This is a genomic window from Amycolatopsis sp. CA-128772 (assembly GCF_002904295.1).
Classification (GTDB): Bacteria; Actinomycetota; Actinomycetes; order Mycobacteriales; family Pseudonocardiaceae; genus Amycolatopsis.
The window spans coordinates 16,206-32,239 of sequence record NZ_PPHG01000037.1; the positions used below are offsets into that span (position 1 = coordinate 16,206).

Genomic DNA, 16,034 nt, shown 5'->3' on the forward strand with positions numbered 1-16,034 from the left:
CTCGCGCGGGTTCAGCCGGACGCAGCGGCTGGGAGCTGCCCGGGCCGGGCCGGGCCGAACCGGGCTGCGCAGGCCGGCGCCCCAATGTGGCGTTGGGTGCGCTCAACGCACCGAACGCCACATTGGGGGCACCCAACGCACCCAACGCCACATTGGGGGCGTGCGGGCGGAGCCGGGCGGAGCGGAGCTAGCCGGGAGTGGCGGTCTTGACCCGTTCGACCACCGCGTCGCGGCGTTGCCAGGCTCGGCTCACCTGGACCAGCCAGGCGGCCTCGGCCGTCACGTCCGCGGCCGCGTCCGGTTCGGCGTCGGGGTCCGGGGAACGGTTGAAGCGGCGGCCTGCTCGGCCCGCCTCGATCGCCGCCGCCAGGGTTACCGCCTCCACCGTGGCCGCCACCTCGGCTTCGCGGACTCCCGCCCGGCGGGCCGCCGCCTCCGCGCGGGCCGGGAGGTCCGGGTCGAAGTGGGCTCGCAGGGCCAGGTGGCCGTCGCGGATTTCGATGACCCTGCGGTACAGCGCGAACTCGGCTCCGCCCGCCAGCTCGCGGCCCGGGTCGAGGGCGATGCCAGGGACCGCCGTGCGCAGCGCCGTCCACAGTGGCTCGATGCGGCGGTAGGCGCGGTACGCGCGGACCCGGCCGAGCACCGACGACACCGCCGGCGACCACGCGCTGAGCGTCGCCCCCGCCGCGACGCACCCGATCGTCACCGCCGCGAGCACCGACGACGGCACGTCCTCCCGGGCGCCGATCCGCGCCGATCCGGCGAGGTGGCGGACGTCGTCGACGTCCCAGAACGTCCACGCGAAGGCCGAGGCCACGCCGGCCACCAGCAGCCACAGCCCGGCGCGCAGCGGGCCCGGCTCCGCGTGCCACGCGCTGCGCGCGAACACCGCGAGCAGCAGGCCGAGGCTGATCAGGCTGTAGACCAGGAACAACACCTTGTCGGCCAGTGCGAACGGCAGGCCGGCGGCGGAAAACACCGTTTCGTCACCCACGCGCCGTGGCTCGGACAGCGCGAAACACCCGGCCAGCAGCACCATCGTCGCGCCGGTGAACAGGGCGTGCGGCGCGAGCCGGGCACCTTCGCCGCGCCACACCGACTGCGTGAAGGCGACCGCGAACCCGATCGCGCCCAGCTTGAGTTCGTCGCCGGCCAGGCTCAGCACCCATTCGGCGACCGGGCCCGGGCCGGCGAGGGCCGACATGGCCGGCGTCAGCACGACGATTCCGGCGGCGATGCAGATGCCGAAGCCGGCGAGGAACCACATCGTGCGCGCCGGCTGGCTGCGGCGCGCCTCGATCAGCTTGTACCCGAACCCGGCGAACCCCGCGAGGCAGAGGTAGTAGGCGAGCGACTCGATCACGGCGTGCGGCGGCCGAACACGGAATCGAAGCGCCGCACGCCCTCCGGGACGCCCGGCGCGGGTTCACGCGGCTCGGCGGGCCGGACGACGCGCTGCGCGAGCAGGCTCGCGACGAGTTCGGCTTCGCGCTCCTCGACCTCGGAGTAGGTGGTGCGCCCGAGCACGCGCCGGACCAGCTCCGGCGAGAGGTTCGGCATCAGCTGCCGTCCCGCGGCGGCGTCGATGGCCACGCCGTCGGCACCCCCGTCGGAGCCGACGTGGCCGCACAGCAGGTGCCCGACCTCGTGCAGCAGGATGTGCCGCCGGTGCAGCGCGGTCGTGTTGGTCGGGTAGAGGATGTAGTCGGCCCGTTCGGTGCTCATCAGCAACCCGCACGGCGCGCCTTCGGGAGCGCTGACGGGCATCAGCTCGATGGGACGGCCGCGCTCGGCGGCGAGGGCCGCGACGAAGGCCCCGGCATCGAACGGTTCGGGCAGGCTGACGGCATCGGCGACTTCGCGCGCCCGCTGCCAGAGCGAGCGAGCCGGTCGCCGCCGCCAGGACGGTCGCGCCACCTTCACGTCTCCCTCACCCCACCCCGGCCGTTACGGTTCCAGCCGGAACAACGCGGCCGGGCTCACCTGGTTGCGCGGCCGGGCCGAATCCGGCGCGCGGACGCGGCACGTGGTTCCCGGCAGGCGGCTCGGGCGGCCGGATCGGCGATTCGCGACGATACCCCGCACGCCGCGCCACGGAGCAGCCAGGCACGGATCGGCGCCCGCACAACCAGCCCCCACAACGCCCCCCGGCAAACTCCGCAGGCGCGGATCGGCGCCCGCACAACCAGCCTCCGCGACGCCCCCCGGTGACTCCGGTCCCGATGGCGAGAGTTCCGCCACCTCAGCCCTCCTTCTTCGGGGCGCCGCGGCCGGCCTCCCTTCGGGCGATCGCGTCGATCATGTCGCTGATGGTGTCCAGGCCGTCCGAAGACAGCGTCACCGCGCGCAACGCCAGGTCACGGACGCCCGCGTCGCGCAGCGCGCCCAGCAGGGCCAGCTCCTCCGCGATCTTCGTGCTCTGCTCGTCGTCGAAGAAGTATGCCGGGGGTACGCCGAAGAACTGCGCCAAAGCCTCGAGGTGGCGCTTGGTCGGGTTGTCGCGGCGGCCCGTGCGCAGCTGCCACAGGTACGTCGTCGAAAAGCTTTCGCCTGTGGCCTCGCGGCAGGCCTTGGCCACCTCTTCGTTGCTGTACGGCTCCCGGTCGGGCCTGCGGACCACGTGGAACAGCCGGTCGATCTTGTCGGCCAGCGTCGAACTTCCGGGCTCCTTGACCACGATGCACTCCCTCAGCTACCAGGCATATTCATCCTAGCTGAAAGGCAACCCCCTTTTATCTACCCGAGTTCGGCCTCGGCCGCGGCTGGCAGCGGGGGCACGAAAACGACGAACGGTTCATGAACGGCTCCCGCCGGATCGCCGTGCCGCACCGGTGGCACGGCATGCTCTCCTGGCCGTACGCGTCCAACGACCGGTCGAAGTAGCCCGACTGCCCGTTGACGTTCACGTACAGCGCGTCGAACGACGTGCCGCCCGCGCCCAGCGCCGCGTTCATCACGTCCGACGCCGCCGACAGCAGCTCGCGGCCCTTCGCGAGGGTCAGCTTTCCGGTCGGCCGGGACCAGTGCAGGCGGGCGCGCCACAGCGCTTCGTCCGCGTAGATGTTGCCGATGCCCGACACGAGCGTCTGGTCGAGCAGCGCCCGTTTGACCTCCGTGCGCCGCGACCGCAGCGCGCGCACCGCCGCGTCGAGGTCGAACTCCGGGTCCATCGGGTCGCGCGCGATGTGCGCGATCGTGTCCGGCAACAGCACTTCGTTGAGGTCGTCCAGCGCCAGGCCGCCGAACGTCCGCTGGTCGACGAAGCGCAGCTCCGGGCCGTCGTCGTCGAAGCGCAGCCGCACCCGCAGGTGCTTCTCGTCCGGCGCGCCCTCCGGCTGGACCAGCATCTGCCCGCTCATCCCCAGGTGGGCCAGCAGCGCCTCCTTGTCGGACAGCTCCAGCCACAGGTACTTGCCCCGGCGCCGCGCCGCCTCGACGCGGGTGCCGGCGAGCCGCTGCGTGAAGTCCTCCGCGCCCAGGGCGTGCCGGCGGATGGCGCGGGGGTGCAGGACCTCAGCCTCGCGGATGGTCCGCCCCGCGACGTGCGCCTGCAGGCCCAGGCGGACCACTTCGACCTCGGGTAGTTCGGGCATACGGCCATTGTGCCCGGGGGGTACGACAGTTTCCGGAACGGCACCTACGGCGCGGTGGGTCCGACGTCGGCCTTCGTCAGCGGAACCCGGGTCGTCCCCGACGCCAAGTACTCGTCCGCGCCGACGTCGAAAGCGCCCGAGCGGGCCTGCAGGTCGAAGTCCTTCCCCGCGTACGGGTACGACCCGGCCCCGGTGTCGATCGCCGGGCTGCCCGGCGACAGGCGGTAGAGCCCGGCCGCGTCCTTGACCAGCTTGGGGTCGACGTTCCGCGACGGGATCCCCGCCGCGGCGCCGAAGGAAATGTTGCCCTCGTACTTCACGACCGATCCGCTCGGCAGCGTCACCAGCGTCCCCGAGGTGCCCTTGACGATGTTGTCCGCGACCACGCAGTCCTTCGGCTTGAAGTCGCCGCCGTCGCCGTCGATCACCGAAGAGCTGCCCAGCACCGTGTTGTACGCGACGGTCACCCGGTCGGGCCGGTCGTGCAGCTTGCTCGTCGGCCCGCTGTCGGCTTCGTCGCCGGAACCGAAGACGATCGCGCGGTCGCCGGAATTCGCCACGTAGTTGCCGACGATCTTGTGGTCGTTCCCGTGGAACCGGATGCCCGAGCCGAACAGGACGTTGCCCTCGACGGTGCTGCGGTTGCCGTGGCGCAGCACGATATAGCCCTTGCTGTCCCGGATCGTGTTGTAGCGCACCACGTTGTCCGACGACTTGACGGAGATCGCTTCGCTGTCGCCGTCGGCCTTCTCGAACAGGTTGTTCTCGATCAGGGCGTTCGCGCTGTACGACTGGCGGTCGCTCAGCCCCAGCCGGATCGATTCGCCGCCGTTCGAGCCGCTGAACCGGTGGTTGTAGAAGTAGTTGTGGTGCACGTGGACGCGCTTCGCCATGGCGCCGGACGGCCCGAGGATCTGCAGGAACACGCCCTGGGTGGTGCGGTTCTGGAAGACGTTGCGGTCGACCACCGTGTCGTCGCCGCCGACCGTCACCCAGTTCCCGTCCGTGGTGAGCTGGAAGTCGTTGCGGGTCAGGCGGTTGTTCGCCGCGCCGGCCGGGACGCTCAGCGACGCGCCGTTGCGGAACTTGAACCCGCGCAGCACCACGTTGGCGACACCGCTCGCGAAGGCGAACGTCTTCGAGCCGGTGATGGTGGCCTGCCCGGTGTGTTCGGCGGCGATCGTCACGGGCGCCGAGCCGGTGCCGGACCGTCTGATCGACAGTGTCGAACTCGCCGCGTAACTGCCGTCGGCGAGGGCGATCGTGTCACCCGGATCGGCCTTGTCCATCGCGGACTGCAGCGCCGCGAGCGACGTGACGCGGATCGTCGCGGCCGACGCGGCCGGGCCGGGCACGACGACCAGCGCCGCGGCGATCAAGGGTACGAAGAACAGACGCATCCGCCCTACCTCTCCAGTGAGTACGAGCGCGGCGGATGATCACCAAGCTACGGAGGGGAGGGCGGCGCCGTCAACGGGGGTTCCCGCTGATCAGGACTCCGGTTCGGCCTGCTTCTGCGCCTCGACTTCGGCCGACAGCGAACGCCAAGCCGTCTCGGCGGCCTTCTGTTCGGCTTCCTTCTTCGTCGACCCGGTGCCGTGGCCGAGGGGACGGCCGGCGACCAGCACGGTGGCCGTGAACTCCTTGCGGTGGTCCGGCCCGGTGTCCTCGACCCGGTACTCGGGCACGCCGAGACCGGCCGACGCGGTCAGCTCCTGCAGGCTCGTCTTCCAGTCGAGCCCGGCCCCGCGCAGCGGCGCTTCGGCGAGCAGGCCGTCGAAGAGGTGGTGCACGAGCTTGCGCGCGATCTCGATGCCGTGCTCGAGGTAGACGGCGCCGATCACCGCCTCCAGCCCGTCGGCGAGGATGCTCGCCTTGTCCCGGCCGCCGGTGAGCTCTTCGCCCTTGCCGAGCAGCAGGTGCGCCCCGAGACCGCCCTCGCCGAGCCCGCGCGCCACCCGCGCCAGTGCGTGCATGTTGACCACGCTGGCGCGGAGCTTCGCGAGCTGACCTTCGGGCAGGTCGGGGTGAGTGGTGTAGAGGTGATCGGTGACGACGAGGCCCAGCACGGCGTCACCGAGGAACTCCAGCCGCTCGTTCGGCGGCAGCCCCCCGTTTTCGTACGCGTACGAACGGTGGGTCAGCGAAAGCCGGAGCCGCTCGGGGTCGAGGGTGACCCCGAGCGCTTCGAGCAACGGCGCCGGATCGGCTGCGGGTCCCCCGGGCGTCTTGCCCCCCATGTCGGCTACCCGATCAGGCGGGCTCGACGACCTGGCGGCCGTTGTGCTGGCCGCACGACGGGCACGCGATGTGCTGGAGCTTCGGCTGCTTGCAGGCGCGGTTGGAGCAGGGCACCAGCTGCACCGGAGCCGCCTTCCACTGGCTGCGGCGGGAGCGCGTGTTGGATCGCGACATCTTCCGCTTCGGGACGGCCACGAGTGAATCTCCTTATGACGGTCTGCTCGCGGTCGTGCGAGCGAACTTTCCTCCGGAACGAGCTGGCGCTCGTCAGGCTTGCTCAGCGGGGCCCGGCGCAGGCGTTTCGCCCGCGTTCTCGTCGAATCGCTCGACGAGTGCGGCCCACCGAGGGTCTATCTTCTCATGCCCGTGTCCGGGCTCGAGATCGGCCCACTTGACGCCGCACTCCGTGCAGAGGCCGGCGCAGTCCTCGGTGCACAGCGGAGCCAGCGGCAGGGCCAGCACGACGGCGTCGCGCACGATGGGTTCGAGGTCGATCCGGTCGTCGACCAGCCGGGGGATCTCGTCCTCGTCGGTGGTCTCCTCGGTCACCGAGCCGGGGTAGGCGAACAGCTCCTGGACCTCGACCTCGACCTCTTCGGTGAGCGGGTCGAGGCAGCGGGCGCAGGTGCCCTTGGCGGTGGCCCGCGCGGTGCCGCTGACGAGCACGCCTTCGACGACGGACTCGAGGAGCAGGTCGAGTTCCAGCTCGGAGCCGGCTTCGATGGTGATGACGTCGGGGACGCCGAGCGGCGTCTCCACCGGCACGCTGCGCCGGAGGGCGCGGCTGAGGCCGGCGTGACGGCCGAGCTCACGGGTGTCGATCACCCACGGGCTGCGGTCGTCGAGCTGGGGGGTCTTGTTCTCGGACATCCCGTCCAGGGTACGCACTGGTCGCCACCGGTTTTGAGCTGGGCGGCACGGACGCGCCCGCGGCTCGGCGGCCGGGCCGCCGCCGGCGCTCCGGTCCCGGGTCAGAACGGGCGCGAGCCCGCCGGCCCGGCTGAGAAGATCGTCACACCTGGTAGTCGTAGAGCGTCGGCCGTCCGCCCGAGCTCGGCAGGTTCGCCGGCGACCTCAGGTGGTTGCGCCCCGAATCGACCGTCCGCAGCGTCGTCGCCAGCAGTTCCGAGAACTCCGCCAGCTTCCCGTCCACGTACGCGTCGCAGTCCGCCCGCTGGCGGTCCGCCTCCGCGTGGGCCTCGTCCACGATCCGGGCCGACTCCGCGTGCGCCGCCTGGACGACCTCCGTCTGGGCCACCAACCGGGCCTGCTCCGCGCGGCCGTCCTCGATCGCGCGGTCGTAGGCGTCGCGACCCGCCTGGATCATGCGCTCGGACTCCGCGCGCGACCGGTCCGTGAGGTTCTGGTACTCCGCCTGGCCCGCCGCCACCGTGCGGTCGGCCTGGTCGTGCGCGTCCGCCAGCATCTGCTCCGCGCGGGCGCGGGCGTCGGCCAGGATGCGCTCCGCCTCGTCGGTCGCCTCGGCGATCGTGCGCTCGGCCTCGGCGTTCGCGCCCGCCACCGTGTCGCCCGCTTCCTTGCGGGCGGCGTGGATGAGGTCGTCGCGCTTGTCGAGGACGTCCTGGGCGTCGTCGATCTCCGCCGGCAGGGCGTCGCGAACATCGTCGAGGAGTTCGAGCACGTCCCCCCGGGGCACCACGCAGCTGGCCGTCATCGGGACGCCGCGCGCCTCCTCGACGATGGTCACGAGCTCGTCGAGCGCCTCGAAAACCCGGTACACGGCAACTCCAATCCCCTGTCGCTGTGCCCAGTCTGCCCGCATCGGGCGCCGAAGCGGTGAAGGCGCACGGCACCGGGCGTGTCCTCCCGGCGGGACACGCCCGGCGGCCGCCGCGAAGATCAGGAAGCCGGGTCGATCCGCTTGAAGGTCGCGTACCGGTCGGGCGTGTAGGCCAGCTCGCCCGCCTTGCCGGAGATCACGCGGTCGTTCGTGCCGACCGCGAACAGCTTGTAGTAGCCCGGCGCGCAGGCCGGCAGCACGCCTTCGCGGTTCTCGTACGTCGTGCCGGTGGCCGTGCCGCCGCGCACGTTGTCCACGACCGTGCGAGCCGCCGAGGACAGCTGGGAGTAGCCGATCTTCGCCAGGCCCGACAGGTCGCCGCACGCGTGCGTCGTGCCGCCGCCGATGTCGATGACCTTGAAGGTCGCGTAGTGGTCGCCCGTGTAGAAGTACTCGCCGGCACTGCCGGTCACGATGCGGCGCGTGCCACGGGTGCTCGAGCCCGGGGTCGGCACCGTGTACTCGTGGTAGTAGCCCGACGCGCAGGCCGGGAGGACGCCTTCGCGGTTGTCGAAGACGACGCCGTCGTTCTTCGGGTACGGGAACGGGCCGCCCGTCCGGATCAGGTTGTACGTCGTCGTCGCTTCCGGCGGGAGCGCCGAAAGCGTCGTGTGCGAAAAGCCGGACAGATTGCCGCACGAATTCTGCGCGACGACGGCGGGGGAAACCGCCGAGGCGGTGGTGACCCCGGCGAACACCGTCGCCAAGAGCGCGAGCAAGACGGCAGCCAGGCGCGATCGGTAGTTGGTCATTTTCGGACCGTAACTCGATCGGATGATCGTCAGGAGACGACGACGTGAACTCCGCCACCACCGGGCCGAAGTCCCGACGAACGGAGGGGTCCGAACGCCGGGAACCGGACAGCCGGGGCTCCCTTGTGGAGGGTCAGGCCCCGAGCTTCGGGAACTTCTCCGAGAGGCGCTCGTAGACGATCGGCGGCACGAGGTGCTCGATGTCGCCGCCGAGCGCGGCGACCTCCTTGACCAGCGAGCTGGACACGAAGCCGTACGCCGGGTTGTTCGCCATCAGCAGCGTCTCGACGCCGGTGAGCTCGCGGTTCATCTGCGCCATCTGCAGCTCGTAGTCGAAGTCGCTGACCGAGCGCAGGCCCTTGGCGACCGCCGCGATGTCGTGGTCGCGGCAGTAGTCGACCAGCAGGCCCTCCCAGGAGTCGACCCGCACGTTGCCGAGCTTCGCGGTGATCTCGCGGAGCATGTCGAGCCGCTCGGGCACCTCGAACAGGCCCTTCTTCGACCGGTTCACCCCGACCGCGACGACGACCTCGTCGAACAGCCGGCTGGCCCGTTCGATGATGTCGAGGTGGCCGTTGGTGGCCGGATCGTAGGAACCGGGACAGACCGCACGCCGCATGGCGCGGACGCTACCGTGCCGGACCCCGTTCCCGCCGCGTGGCTCACGCCACAGCCGCGTACTCCGCCCAGAAGACGGCCGTGTCGCCGTACTTCTTCGCGCGGGTCGGCTCGAAGCCCGGCGGCCAGTCCGGCTCGCCGTCGCGGGCGGCGCGCTCGATCACCACCAGGGCCGAGGGCCCCAGCCAGCCGCCCGCGGCCAGCGCCGCCAGGACGGCCCCGAGGGCCGCGGCGTCCACGGCGTACGGCGGGTCGGCCAGCACGAGGTCGAACGGGGCCGGCGCGGGCGCCGCGACCACCGCTTCCACCTGTCCGGCCCGGACCGTGCCGCCCAGGCCCAGCGCCGCGACGTTGGCCCGCAGGACCTCCACGGCCCGCCGGTCGGCCTCCACGAACAGCGCGTCCGCCGCGCCGCGGGAGAGCGCTTCGAGGCCGAGCGCGCCGGAGCCGGCGTAGAGGTCGAGGACGCGGGCGCCGTCCAGCTCACCCGCCGTGCCGAGGGCGTTGAACAGGGCTTCCCGCACGCGTTCCGACGTCGGTCGGGTGCCCTTCGGCGGCACCTTCAGCCGCCGTCCGCCCGCCGTCCCGGCCACGATCCTGGTCACCCCCCGATTGTGGGGGACGACGCGCGGCGCGGATGACCGGGACACGGGTGTCCCCGCCTGGGCCACCGCGTAGAGTCGTTCTTCGCCCTCGGAGGCGATCCCAAAGCTGTCAAGGAGCCATGCGTGTCGGAACCTCGGGTCAGACGGGCCGAGATCGCCATCGAGCAAGCCCACGTCGATCGCGTGTACACCCGTCTGGACGAACTGCGGGCCCAGGCCGAGGCCATGCGCACGAAGGGCTACGAGATCGGCCAGGGAGCGCAGCGCGAGGCGATCTTCGAGCAGGCGTCGATGCTGTTCGAGCGCGACATGATGGTCTACCACGCCAACCAGACGCTGCAGACGCTCGACGCCGAGTACGAGGGCCTGGTCTTCGGCCGGCTCGACGACCGCGAGGGCGAACGCACCTACGTCGGCCGGCTCGGCATCCGGGACGCCGAGTTCGACAACCTCGTCACGGACTGGCGCGCGCCGGCCGCGGCGGCGTTCTACCAGGCCACCGCCGAAGAACCGATGGACGTCGTGCGGCGGCGGGTGATCCGCTGCTCGGGGCAGAACGTCCTGGACGTCGACGACGACGTCCTGATCGCCGACGCCGTCCCCGAGGACATGCAGATCGTCGGCGAGGGCGCGCTGATGGCCGCGCTGGGCCGGTCGCGCGGCGAGAAGATGCGCGACATCGTCGCCACCATCCAGAAGGAACAGGACGAGGTCATCCGGGCGCCGTGGCGCGGGGTCACCGAGATCACCGGCGGGCCGGGCACCGGCAAGACCGCCGTCGCGCTGCACCGCGCGGCCTACCTGCTCTACCGCTACCGGCGTCAGCTCGGCGGGGCCGGCGTGCTGGTCATCGGGCCGTCGGGCGTGTTCACCAGCTACATCTCGCGCGTGCTGCCCTCGATGGGTGAGACGAACGTCGAACTGCGCGCCCTCGGCGAGGTCCTCGACGGCCTGGAGGCGACGCGGCAGGACGCGGCGGCGCTGGCGGCGGTCAAGGGGTCGCTGCGGATCCGGAAGGTGCTGCTGCGGGCGCTGCGCGACACCCCGCCGGACGCGCCGGAGGAGCTGCGGATCGTCTACCGCGGCGAGGTCCTCAAGCTGAACGCGCGCGACCTGGAGAAGGTCCGCCGCAAGGCGCACACGCAGGGCGCGCCGCCGAACCGCGCGCGGATCCGCGCGGCGGAGCTGCTGCTGGACGCCCTCGCCGCGAAGGCCGAGGAGCACGCGAAGGACGACGGCCGTCAGCTCGACCGCGCCGAGCTGATCACCGACCTGGGCGAGCGGATCGACTTCCACCGCTTCCTCGTCGTGTGGTGGCCGGTGCTGTACCCGGCGCAGATCCTCAAGTGGCTGGCCGACGAGAAGCGGCTGGCCGCGGCGGCGAAGGGCGTCCTGAACCGCCAGGAGATCTCGATGCTGGCCGCGGACTTCGCGGACCGGTCGCGGGGCTGGTCGATCGCCGACGTGGCGCTGCTGGACGAGCTGCGCGTGCTGATCGGGCCGCCGCCGAAGCGCAAGCGGCGTCAGGTGGTCGAGGTCGAGCCGGAGCGCTCGGGCGGGGCGCCGACCCGGCCGGAGCACTACGACGAGTACTCGCACGTGGTCGTCGACGAGTCGCAGGACCTGTCGCCGATGCAGTGGCGGATGGTCGGCCGGCGCGGCAAGTACGCGAGCTGGACGGTCGTCGGCGACCCGGTGCAGAGCTCCTGGCCGGACCCGGCGGAGGCGGCTTCGGCGCGCGACCAGGCGTTCGGCGTCAAGACGGCCCGGCGCCGGTTCACGCTGCGCACGAACTACCGCAACTCGGCGGAGATCTTCGACCTCGCGGCGAAGGTGGTGGCGAACCACGCGGAGTCCGGCGACCTGCCGGTGGCGGTCCGCCGCACCGGCGTGGAGCCGGAGGTCCGCCCGGTGGAGGCGGCCGGCCTCGCGGCGGCGACCCAGGCGGCGGTGAAGGAACTGCTGGGCGCGGTCGAGGGCACGGTCGGCGTCATCACGGCGATGGACCGGGTGCCGGAGGTCGCGGGCTGGGTGTCGGGCCAGGCGGACGAGCGGCTGAAGGTCGTGGGCAGCCTGGATTCGAAGGGCCTGGAGTACGACGCGGTGGTCCTCGTGGAGCCGGTGGACCTGGTCACGGAGTCGACGACCGGGCGGCGGGTGCTGTACGTGGCCTTGACCCGGGCGACGCAGCAGCTGATCGTGCTGGCCTCGAACCCGGACTGGATCCCGGCCGCCTGACGCGGAGCCGGTTCAGCGCTCGGCGGCCCGGCGCGCGTGCCTGGAGGGTCGGCCCGCGCACTTAGCGGGTCGGCTCGCGCACCTGGCGGGTCGGCTCGCGTGCCTGGACGGTCGGCTCGCGCACCTGGAAGGTCGGCTTGCGATCCGGCCTCGGGGCGGAAACGCTGAAGGGCCCCTTCGCGGAGCGGGAGGCGGGTTCCCGTGCCCTCGAAGGAGCCCTTCAGACCCCCGGTGAAGTGAACGTCTCGCGGACGTCGCCGTCCGAGGGCATGTCTAGCCAATCCGGGTTGTTCGGTGTCCGGGGCCGGGCACCGAACAACAACGCCGAACAACCCGGTCAGGGGCAGGGCGGCGCGTAAGCCAGGCCCGGCAGGCTCGCCGTCCACTCCGCTTCGGTGATCCGCGGGGACACCGCCGCGCAGATCCGCTCGGCCGCCCGGCCCGGGTCGGCCTCCCACAGCAGGACCGTGCCGTCCGCGACCGCTCCCGCCAGTGTGTGGCCGTCCGGTGCGTACTGCACGGCGTAGACGCGGTCGCGTTGCTCGGGCAGCACCGCGTACGGCGCTGCGCCCGCCACCTCCCACAGCCGGATCGTGCGGTCGTAGCTGCCGGACGCCAAGGTCCGGCCGTCGCCGCTGAACGACACCGACAGCACGATGTCCGTGTGGCCGTCGAGCACCGCCGGGGGTGGCACGTGGGCCGGGTCCGCGACGTCCCAGAGCCGCACCGTGCGGTCGGCGCTCGCGGTGGCGACGTGCCGGCCGTCCGGGCTGTAGGCGATCGAGAACACCGTGTCGGTGTGGCCGGTCAGCTTCGCGAGCAACCGCGGGGCGCGCGGAGCCGAGACGTCCCAGAGGCGGGCGGTGTGGTCCCAGCCGGCCGTGGCGAGCGTGCGGCCGTCGGGGCTGAAGGCGAGCGTGTGGACGTCGTCGTCGTGGCCCTCGAGCTTCGCGATCTCCACCGGGTGCGCGCGTTCGGCGAGGTCCCAGAGGCGGGCCGTGTGCCCGTCGCCCGCCGTGGCGAGGAGCCGGCCGTCCGGGCTGAACGCGACCGCGTCGATGTCGTCGTGCAGCCGGTTGAACACCACCGGCGGCCCGGGGTGGGCCGGGTCGGTGATGTCCCGCAGCGTCATCGTGTGGTCCCAGCTGCCGGTGGCCAGGGTGCGCCCGTCCGGGCTGACGGCGACCCCGCAGACCGCGTCGCCGAAGCCGCCGACCGTCGCCAGTGCCCGGGGCGCGCGCGGGTCGGTGAGGTCGTGCAGCCGCACGGTTTCGTCGTAGCCGCCGGTGGCCAGCAGCTTGCCGGCGGGGCCGAAGGTGACGTGGCACGTCTGGGCCGTGTGCGCGGGGAGGCCGGGGCCGGGCAGGTCCCACAGCCGGGCGGTCTGGTCGTCGCTGGCCGTGACGAGCGTGCGGCCGTCGCGGGCGAACACCGCCGACACGACCGCGCCGGTGTGCCCGGGCAGGGGCGGCAGCTCGCGCGGCTGCCGCGGGTCGGCGACGTCCCACAGCCGGGCCGTGCGGTCGAAGCCGGTGGTGGCCAGCGTGCGCCCGTCGGCGGTGAACGCGACCGAGCGCACGATCGCCTTGTGCGTCGTGAGCGACGCCAGCGGCGCCGGATTCGCCGGGTCGGTGACGTCCCACAGCCGCGCGGTCTGGTCCTGGCTCGCCGTGGCGAGCGTGTGGCCGCCGGGGGCGAACGCGACCGCGTGCACGACGTCGGTGTGCCCCGCCGCGACGCCGAGCTGACGCCGTGACGCGACGTCCCAGAGGCGCGCCGTCTTGTCGGCCGACGCCGAGGCCAGCAGCCGGCCGTCGGCGCTGAAGGCGAGGTTGTTGACGTAGGAGGTGTGCCCGGTCAGCTCCCCCGCCGGGCGCGGGTGCGCGGCGTCGGTGGTGTCGTACAGCCGGATCGTGCCCTGGACGTCGGCGGTCGCCAGCAGCGGCCCGGCCGGGCTGAACGCGACCGCGTACGCCTTGCCTTCGTGTTGTTCGACGACCACGGCGGGCCCCGGCCGGGCCGGGTCGGAGACGTCCCGGACGCGGACCGTGCCGTCGAAGCCCGCGGTGGCGACGGTCCGGCCGTCGGCGGCGAAGGCGACGTTGTTCACGTTGCCCGAGTGCCCGGTGAGCACGCCGAGCGCCACCGGGTGGTGCGGGTCGTGGACGTCCCAGAGCCGCGCGGTGCCGTCCCAGCCGGCCGTGGCGAGGACCCGCCCGTCCGGGCGGAGGGCGGCGGTGTTGACCCGGCCGGTGTGCCCGGTGAGCCGCGTCGAGTACGGCGACCCGGACACGCCGAGCAGGCCGCTGCGCTCGTCGGACCCGGGGTCCAGGCGGTACGCGGCCAGCGCGAGCTGCGCGGCCAGCGCGGGGTTGGTGGCGCGCATGGCCAGCGCCTGGCCGGCGACCTTCTGGGCGAGCGCGTCGTTGCGCTGCCGGGTGGCCGTGGTCTCGGCGCGCACGGCGTAGACGGTGGCGGCCACGGCGAAGACCAGCAGCACGGCCAGCAGGGCGACCAGCTGGCGCAGCCGCCGCGTGCGACGGCGGTCGCGGTCCCGCTCGGCGTGTTCGACGGCGAGGCTCGCGTCGAGGAACCGCCGTTCCCGCCGGGACAACGCCGAGTCCTGGCGCGCGGCCCATTCGCGGGCGATGGCCAGCCGGGTGCCGCGGTGGAGCCAGCCCGGGTCCTCGCCGACGGACTCCCAAGCATCGGTCGCCTCGGTGAGCTGCCGGTGCACGCGCAGGCCGTCGCGGTCCTCGGTGAGCCACTCGCGCAGCCGCGGCCACCCGCGGATCAAAGCTTCGTGGGCGATCTCGATGCCGGTGTCGTCGAGGGTGACCAGCCGGGCCGCGGCCAGCTCGCCGAGGACGACGGCGGTGTCCTGGTCGTCGGTGTCGAGCTCGACGCGGGCAATGCGCCGCTTCGTGTCTTCGGTGCCTTCGCCGAGCGCGGTCATGCGGAGGAAGATCTGGCGCGCCAGCTGCTGCTGACGCGGCGACAGTTTGGCGTAGGTGTCTTCGGACGTCTGCGCGATGGCCCGCTCGACCCCGCCGGCCGACTCGTACGCGGTGAGCGTCAGGGTCGTGCCGCGGCGGCGGCGCCACGTCTCGAGCAGCGCGTGCGAAAGCAGGGGCAGCACGCCGGGCTGGCCGGTGGCGTCCGCGACGAGCCGCGAGACCAGGGCGGTCTCGACGCGGTACCCGGCGTCGATGGCGGGCCGCGAGATCGCCTGCCGGAGCTCCTCGGTCGTCATCGGGCCGACCAGGACCTGGGTGTCCTGCATGGCCTCGGCGAGCCGGCCGTGCCGCGCGCAGTGGGTGTAGAAGTCGGTGCGGATGCCGAGGACCACCTGGGTGCGGCTGCCGGGTTCGGTGGTCGCGGTGACCAGCGCGTCGAGGAACCGCGCCCGCTCGTGGTCGTCCTGGCAGAGCGTGAAGACCTCCTCGAACTGGTCGACGACCAGCACGACGTCGGTTTCGCCGCCGTCGGCCAGCTGCCGGGCGGCGAGCCCGAGGTTGCGCGGGTGCGCGGCGAAGTCGTCGAGCAGGGCGCCGGGCGGGACGCCGAGCGCGGCGGCGAACTTGACCGCGCACTCCTGCAGCGGCCGGGCGCCCGGGGTGAGCAGCACGGCCGGCCCCTTCACCGAGGGCAGCAGCCCGGCCCGCAGCAGGGACGACTTCCCCGAGCCGGACGCGCCGAGAACCGCGAGGAATCGTTGTCGCCCGAGCCGTTCGACGAGCTTTTCGACCAGCCGCTCGCGCCCGAAGAATCGGCCCGAGTCACCGGGGCCGAAAGCGGCCAGCCCGACGTACGGCGGAATTTCCCCGGGTTCCGGCTCGGGTGGTGAACCGGCACCGTCCCGGCGGGACTCACCGGCGACGGCGTGCCAGCGTTCTTCCCATTCCCCCGGCAGCCCACCGCAGGCCCGGACGTAGGCCAAGGTGACCGCCAGGCTGGGGAGTTTCCGGCCGCCGGCGGCTTCGGACAGCGTCCCGGCCGAGTAGTGCGCGCGCCGCCCGAGCTCGCGGTAGGTCGGATTGCCGGCGCTCTCGCGCAACCGCCGGAGATCGGCGGCGAATTCGGTCAGCGGATCGTCCCCGGGGTCCAACGGTCGTTCCGGACGCGGCACCCGTCCTCCTGTTTTCCCTGTTTCCGGTGCGCCCACCGTAGTCCGGTCGCGGGC

At 72.7% G+C, this 16,034-nt stretch carries 14 protein-coding genes; 1 reads left to right on the forward strand and 13 read right to left on the reverse strand.

What is annotated here, in order from left to right; all coding sequences use genetic code 11:
- Positions 1-187 precede the first annotated feature (187 nt).
- The 12 genes from C2L59_RS15685 to rsmD all read right to left on the reverse strand — a co-directional run bounded on the left by C2L59_RS15685 (position 188) and on the right by rsmD (position 9,613).
- Positions 188-1,366, reverse strand: coding sequence for an MAB_1171c family putative transporter (locus tag C2L59_RS15685; RefSeq protein ID WP_103350244.1), 1,179 nt, complete (start codon positions 1,364-1,366; stop codon positions 188-190).
- A complete protein-coding gene (locus C2L59_RS15690) occupies positions 1,363-1,920 on the reverse strand; it encodes a hypothetical protein (RefSeq protein WP_199199092.1) in 558 nt (185 codons plus the stop codon). Before C2L59_RS15690 ends, C2L59_RS15685 begins: the two co-directional genes overlap by 4 nt.
- Before the next feature lie 325 nt (positions 1,921-2,245).
- Positions 2,246-2,680, reverse strand: coding sequence for a helix-turn-helix domain-containing protein (locus C2L59_RS15695; RefSeq protein WP_103350245.1), 435 nt, complete (start codon positions 2,678-2,680; stop codon positions 2,246-2,248).
- Positions 2,681-2,735: 55 nt separating this feature from the next.
- Positions 2,736-3,596, reverse strand: coding sequence for a bifunctional DNA-formamidopyrimidine glycosylase/DNA-(apurinic or apyrimidinic site) lyase (mutM, locus tag C2L59_RS15700; RefSeq protein ID WP_103350246.1), 861 nt, complete (start codon positions 3,594-3,596; stop codon positions 2,736-2,738).
- A gap of 44 nt (positions 3,597-3,640) precedes the next feature.
- Positions 3,641-4,996, reverse strand: coding sequence for a polysaccharide lyase 6 family protein (locus C2L59_RS15705; RefSeq protein WP_103350247.1), 1,356 nt, complete (start codon positions 4,994-4,996; stop codon positions 3,641-3,643).
- A gap of 90 nt (positions 4,997-5,086) precedes the next feature.
- Positions 5,087-5,836, reverse strand: coding sequence for a ribonuclease III (gene rnc, locus C2L59_RS15710; RefSeq protein ID WP_199199093.1), 750 nt, complete (start codon positions 5,834-5,836; stop codon positions 5,087-5,089).
- 13 nt (positions 5,837-5,849) lie between these two features.
- Positions 5,850-6,032: a 50S ribosomal protein L32 gene (gene rpmF, locus C2L59_RS15715; RefSeq protein ID WP_013223689.1), complete on the reverse strand. Its 183-nt coding sequence runs from the start codon at positions 6,030-6,032 to the stop codon at positions 5,850-5,852.
- 72 nt (positions 6,033-6,104) lie between these two features.
- The gene (locus C2L59_RS15720; RefSeq protein ID WP_199199094.1) at positions 6,105-6,707 is read right to left on the reverse strand and encodes a DUF177 domain-containing protein; all 603 of its coding nucleotides are present in this window, start codon (positions 6,705-6,707) and stop codon (positions 6,105-6,107) included.
- 142 nt (positions 6,708-6,849) lie between these two features.
- Complete coding sequence (locus C2L59_RS15725) at positions 6,850-7,578, reverse strand: DivIVA domain-containing protein (protein WP_103350250.1); 729 nt, start codon at positions 7,576-7,578, stop codon at positions 6,850-6,852.
- 119 nt (positions 7,579-7,697) lie between these two features.
- Entirely contained in the window at positions 7,698-8,390 is a 693-nt protein-coding gene (locus tag C2L59_RS15730; RefSeq protein WP_103350251.1) for a ribonuclease domain-containing protein, read from the reverse strand.
- A 133-nt stretch (positions 8,391-8,523) separates the two neighbouring features.
- Positions 8,524-9,009 (reverse strand): pantetheine-phosphate adenylyltransferase, encoded by a 486-nt coding sequence (gene coaD, locus C2L59_RS15735; RefSeq protein WP_103350252.1) that lies wholly within the window; start codon positions 9,007-9,009, stop codon positions 8,524-8,526.
- Positions 9,010-9,052: 43 nt separating this feature from the next.
- Positions 9,053-9,613, reverse strand: coding sequence for a 16S rRNA (guanine(966)-N(2))-methyltransferase RsmD (rsmD, locus tag C2L59_RS15740; RefSeq protein ID WP_103350253.1), 561 nt, complete (start codon positions 9,611-9,613; stop codon positions 9,053-9,055).
- Positions 9,614-9,736: 123 nt separating this feature from the next.
- Here rsmD and C2L59_RS15745 point away from each other — a divergent pair, with 123 nt between their 5' ends.
- On the forward strand, positions 9,737-11,851 hold the full coding sequence (locus C2L59_RS15745; protein WP_103350254.1) for an ATP-binding domain-containing protein: 2,115 nt from the start codon (positions 9,737-9,739) through the stop codon (positions 11,849-11,851).
- Positions 11,852-12,188: 337 nt separating this feature from the next.
- On the opposite strand, the gene C2L59_RS15750 is transcribed toward C2L59_RS15745, so the two are convergent.
- Positions 12,189-15,959, reverse strand: a complete 3,771-nt coding sequence (locus tag C2L59_RS15750) for a hypothetical protein (protein WP_103350255.1) — start codon at positions 15,957-15,959, stop codon at positions 12,189-12,191.
- Positions 15,960-16,034: the final 75 nt, after the last annotated feature.

Coding starts and splice junctions, on each gene's coding strand:
- coaD (WP_103350252.1), bottom strand. CDS start 9,009: ATGCGGCGTGCGGTCTGTCCCGGTTCCTACGATCCGGCCACCAACGGC.
- C2L59_RS15730 (WP_103350251.1), bottom strand. CDS start 8,390: ATGACCAACTACCGATCGCGCCTGGCTGCCGTCTTGCTCGCGCTCTTG.
- mutM (WP_103350246.1), bottom strand. CDS start 3,596: ATGCCCGAACTACCCGAGGTCGAAGTGGTCCGCCTGGGCCTGCAGGCG.
- C2L59_RS15720 (WP_199199094.1), bottom strand. CDS start 6,707: ATGTCCGAGAACAAGACCCCCCAGCTCGACGACCGCAGCCCGTGGGTG.
- rnc (WP_199199093.1), bottom strand. CDS start 5,836: ATGGGGGGCAAGACGCCCGGGGGACCCGCAGCCGATCCGGCGCCGTTG.
- C2L59_RS15705 (WP_103350247.1), bottom strand. CDS start 4,996: ATGCGTCTGTTCTTCGTACCCTTGATCGCCGCGGCGCTGGTCGTCGTG.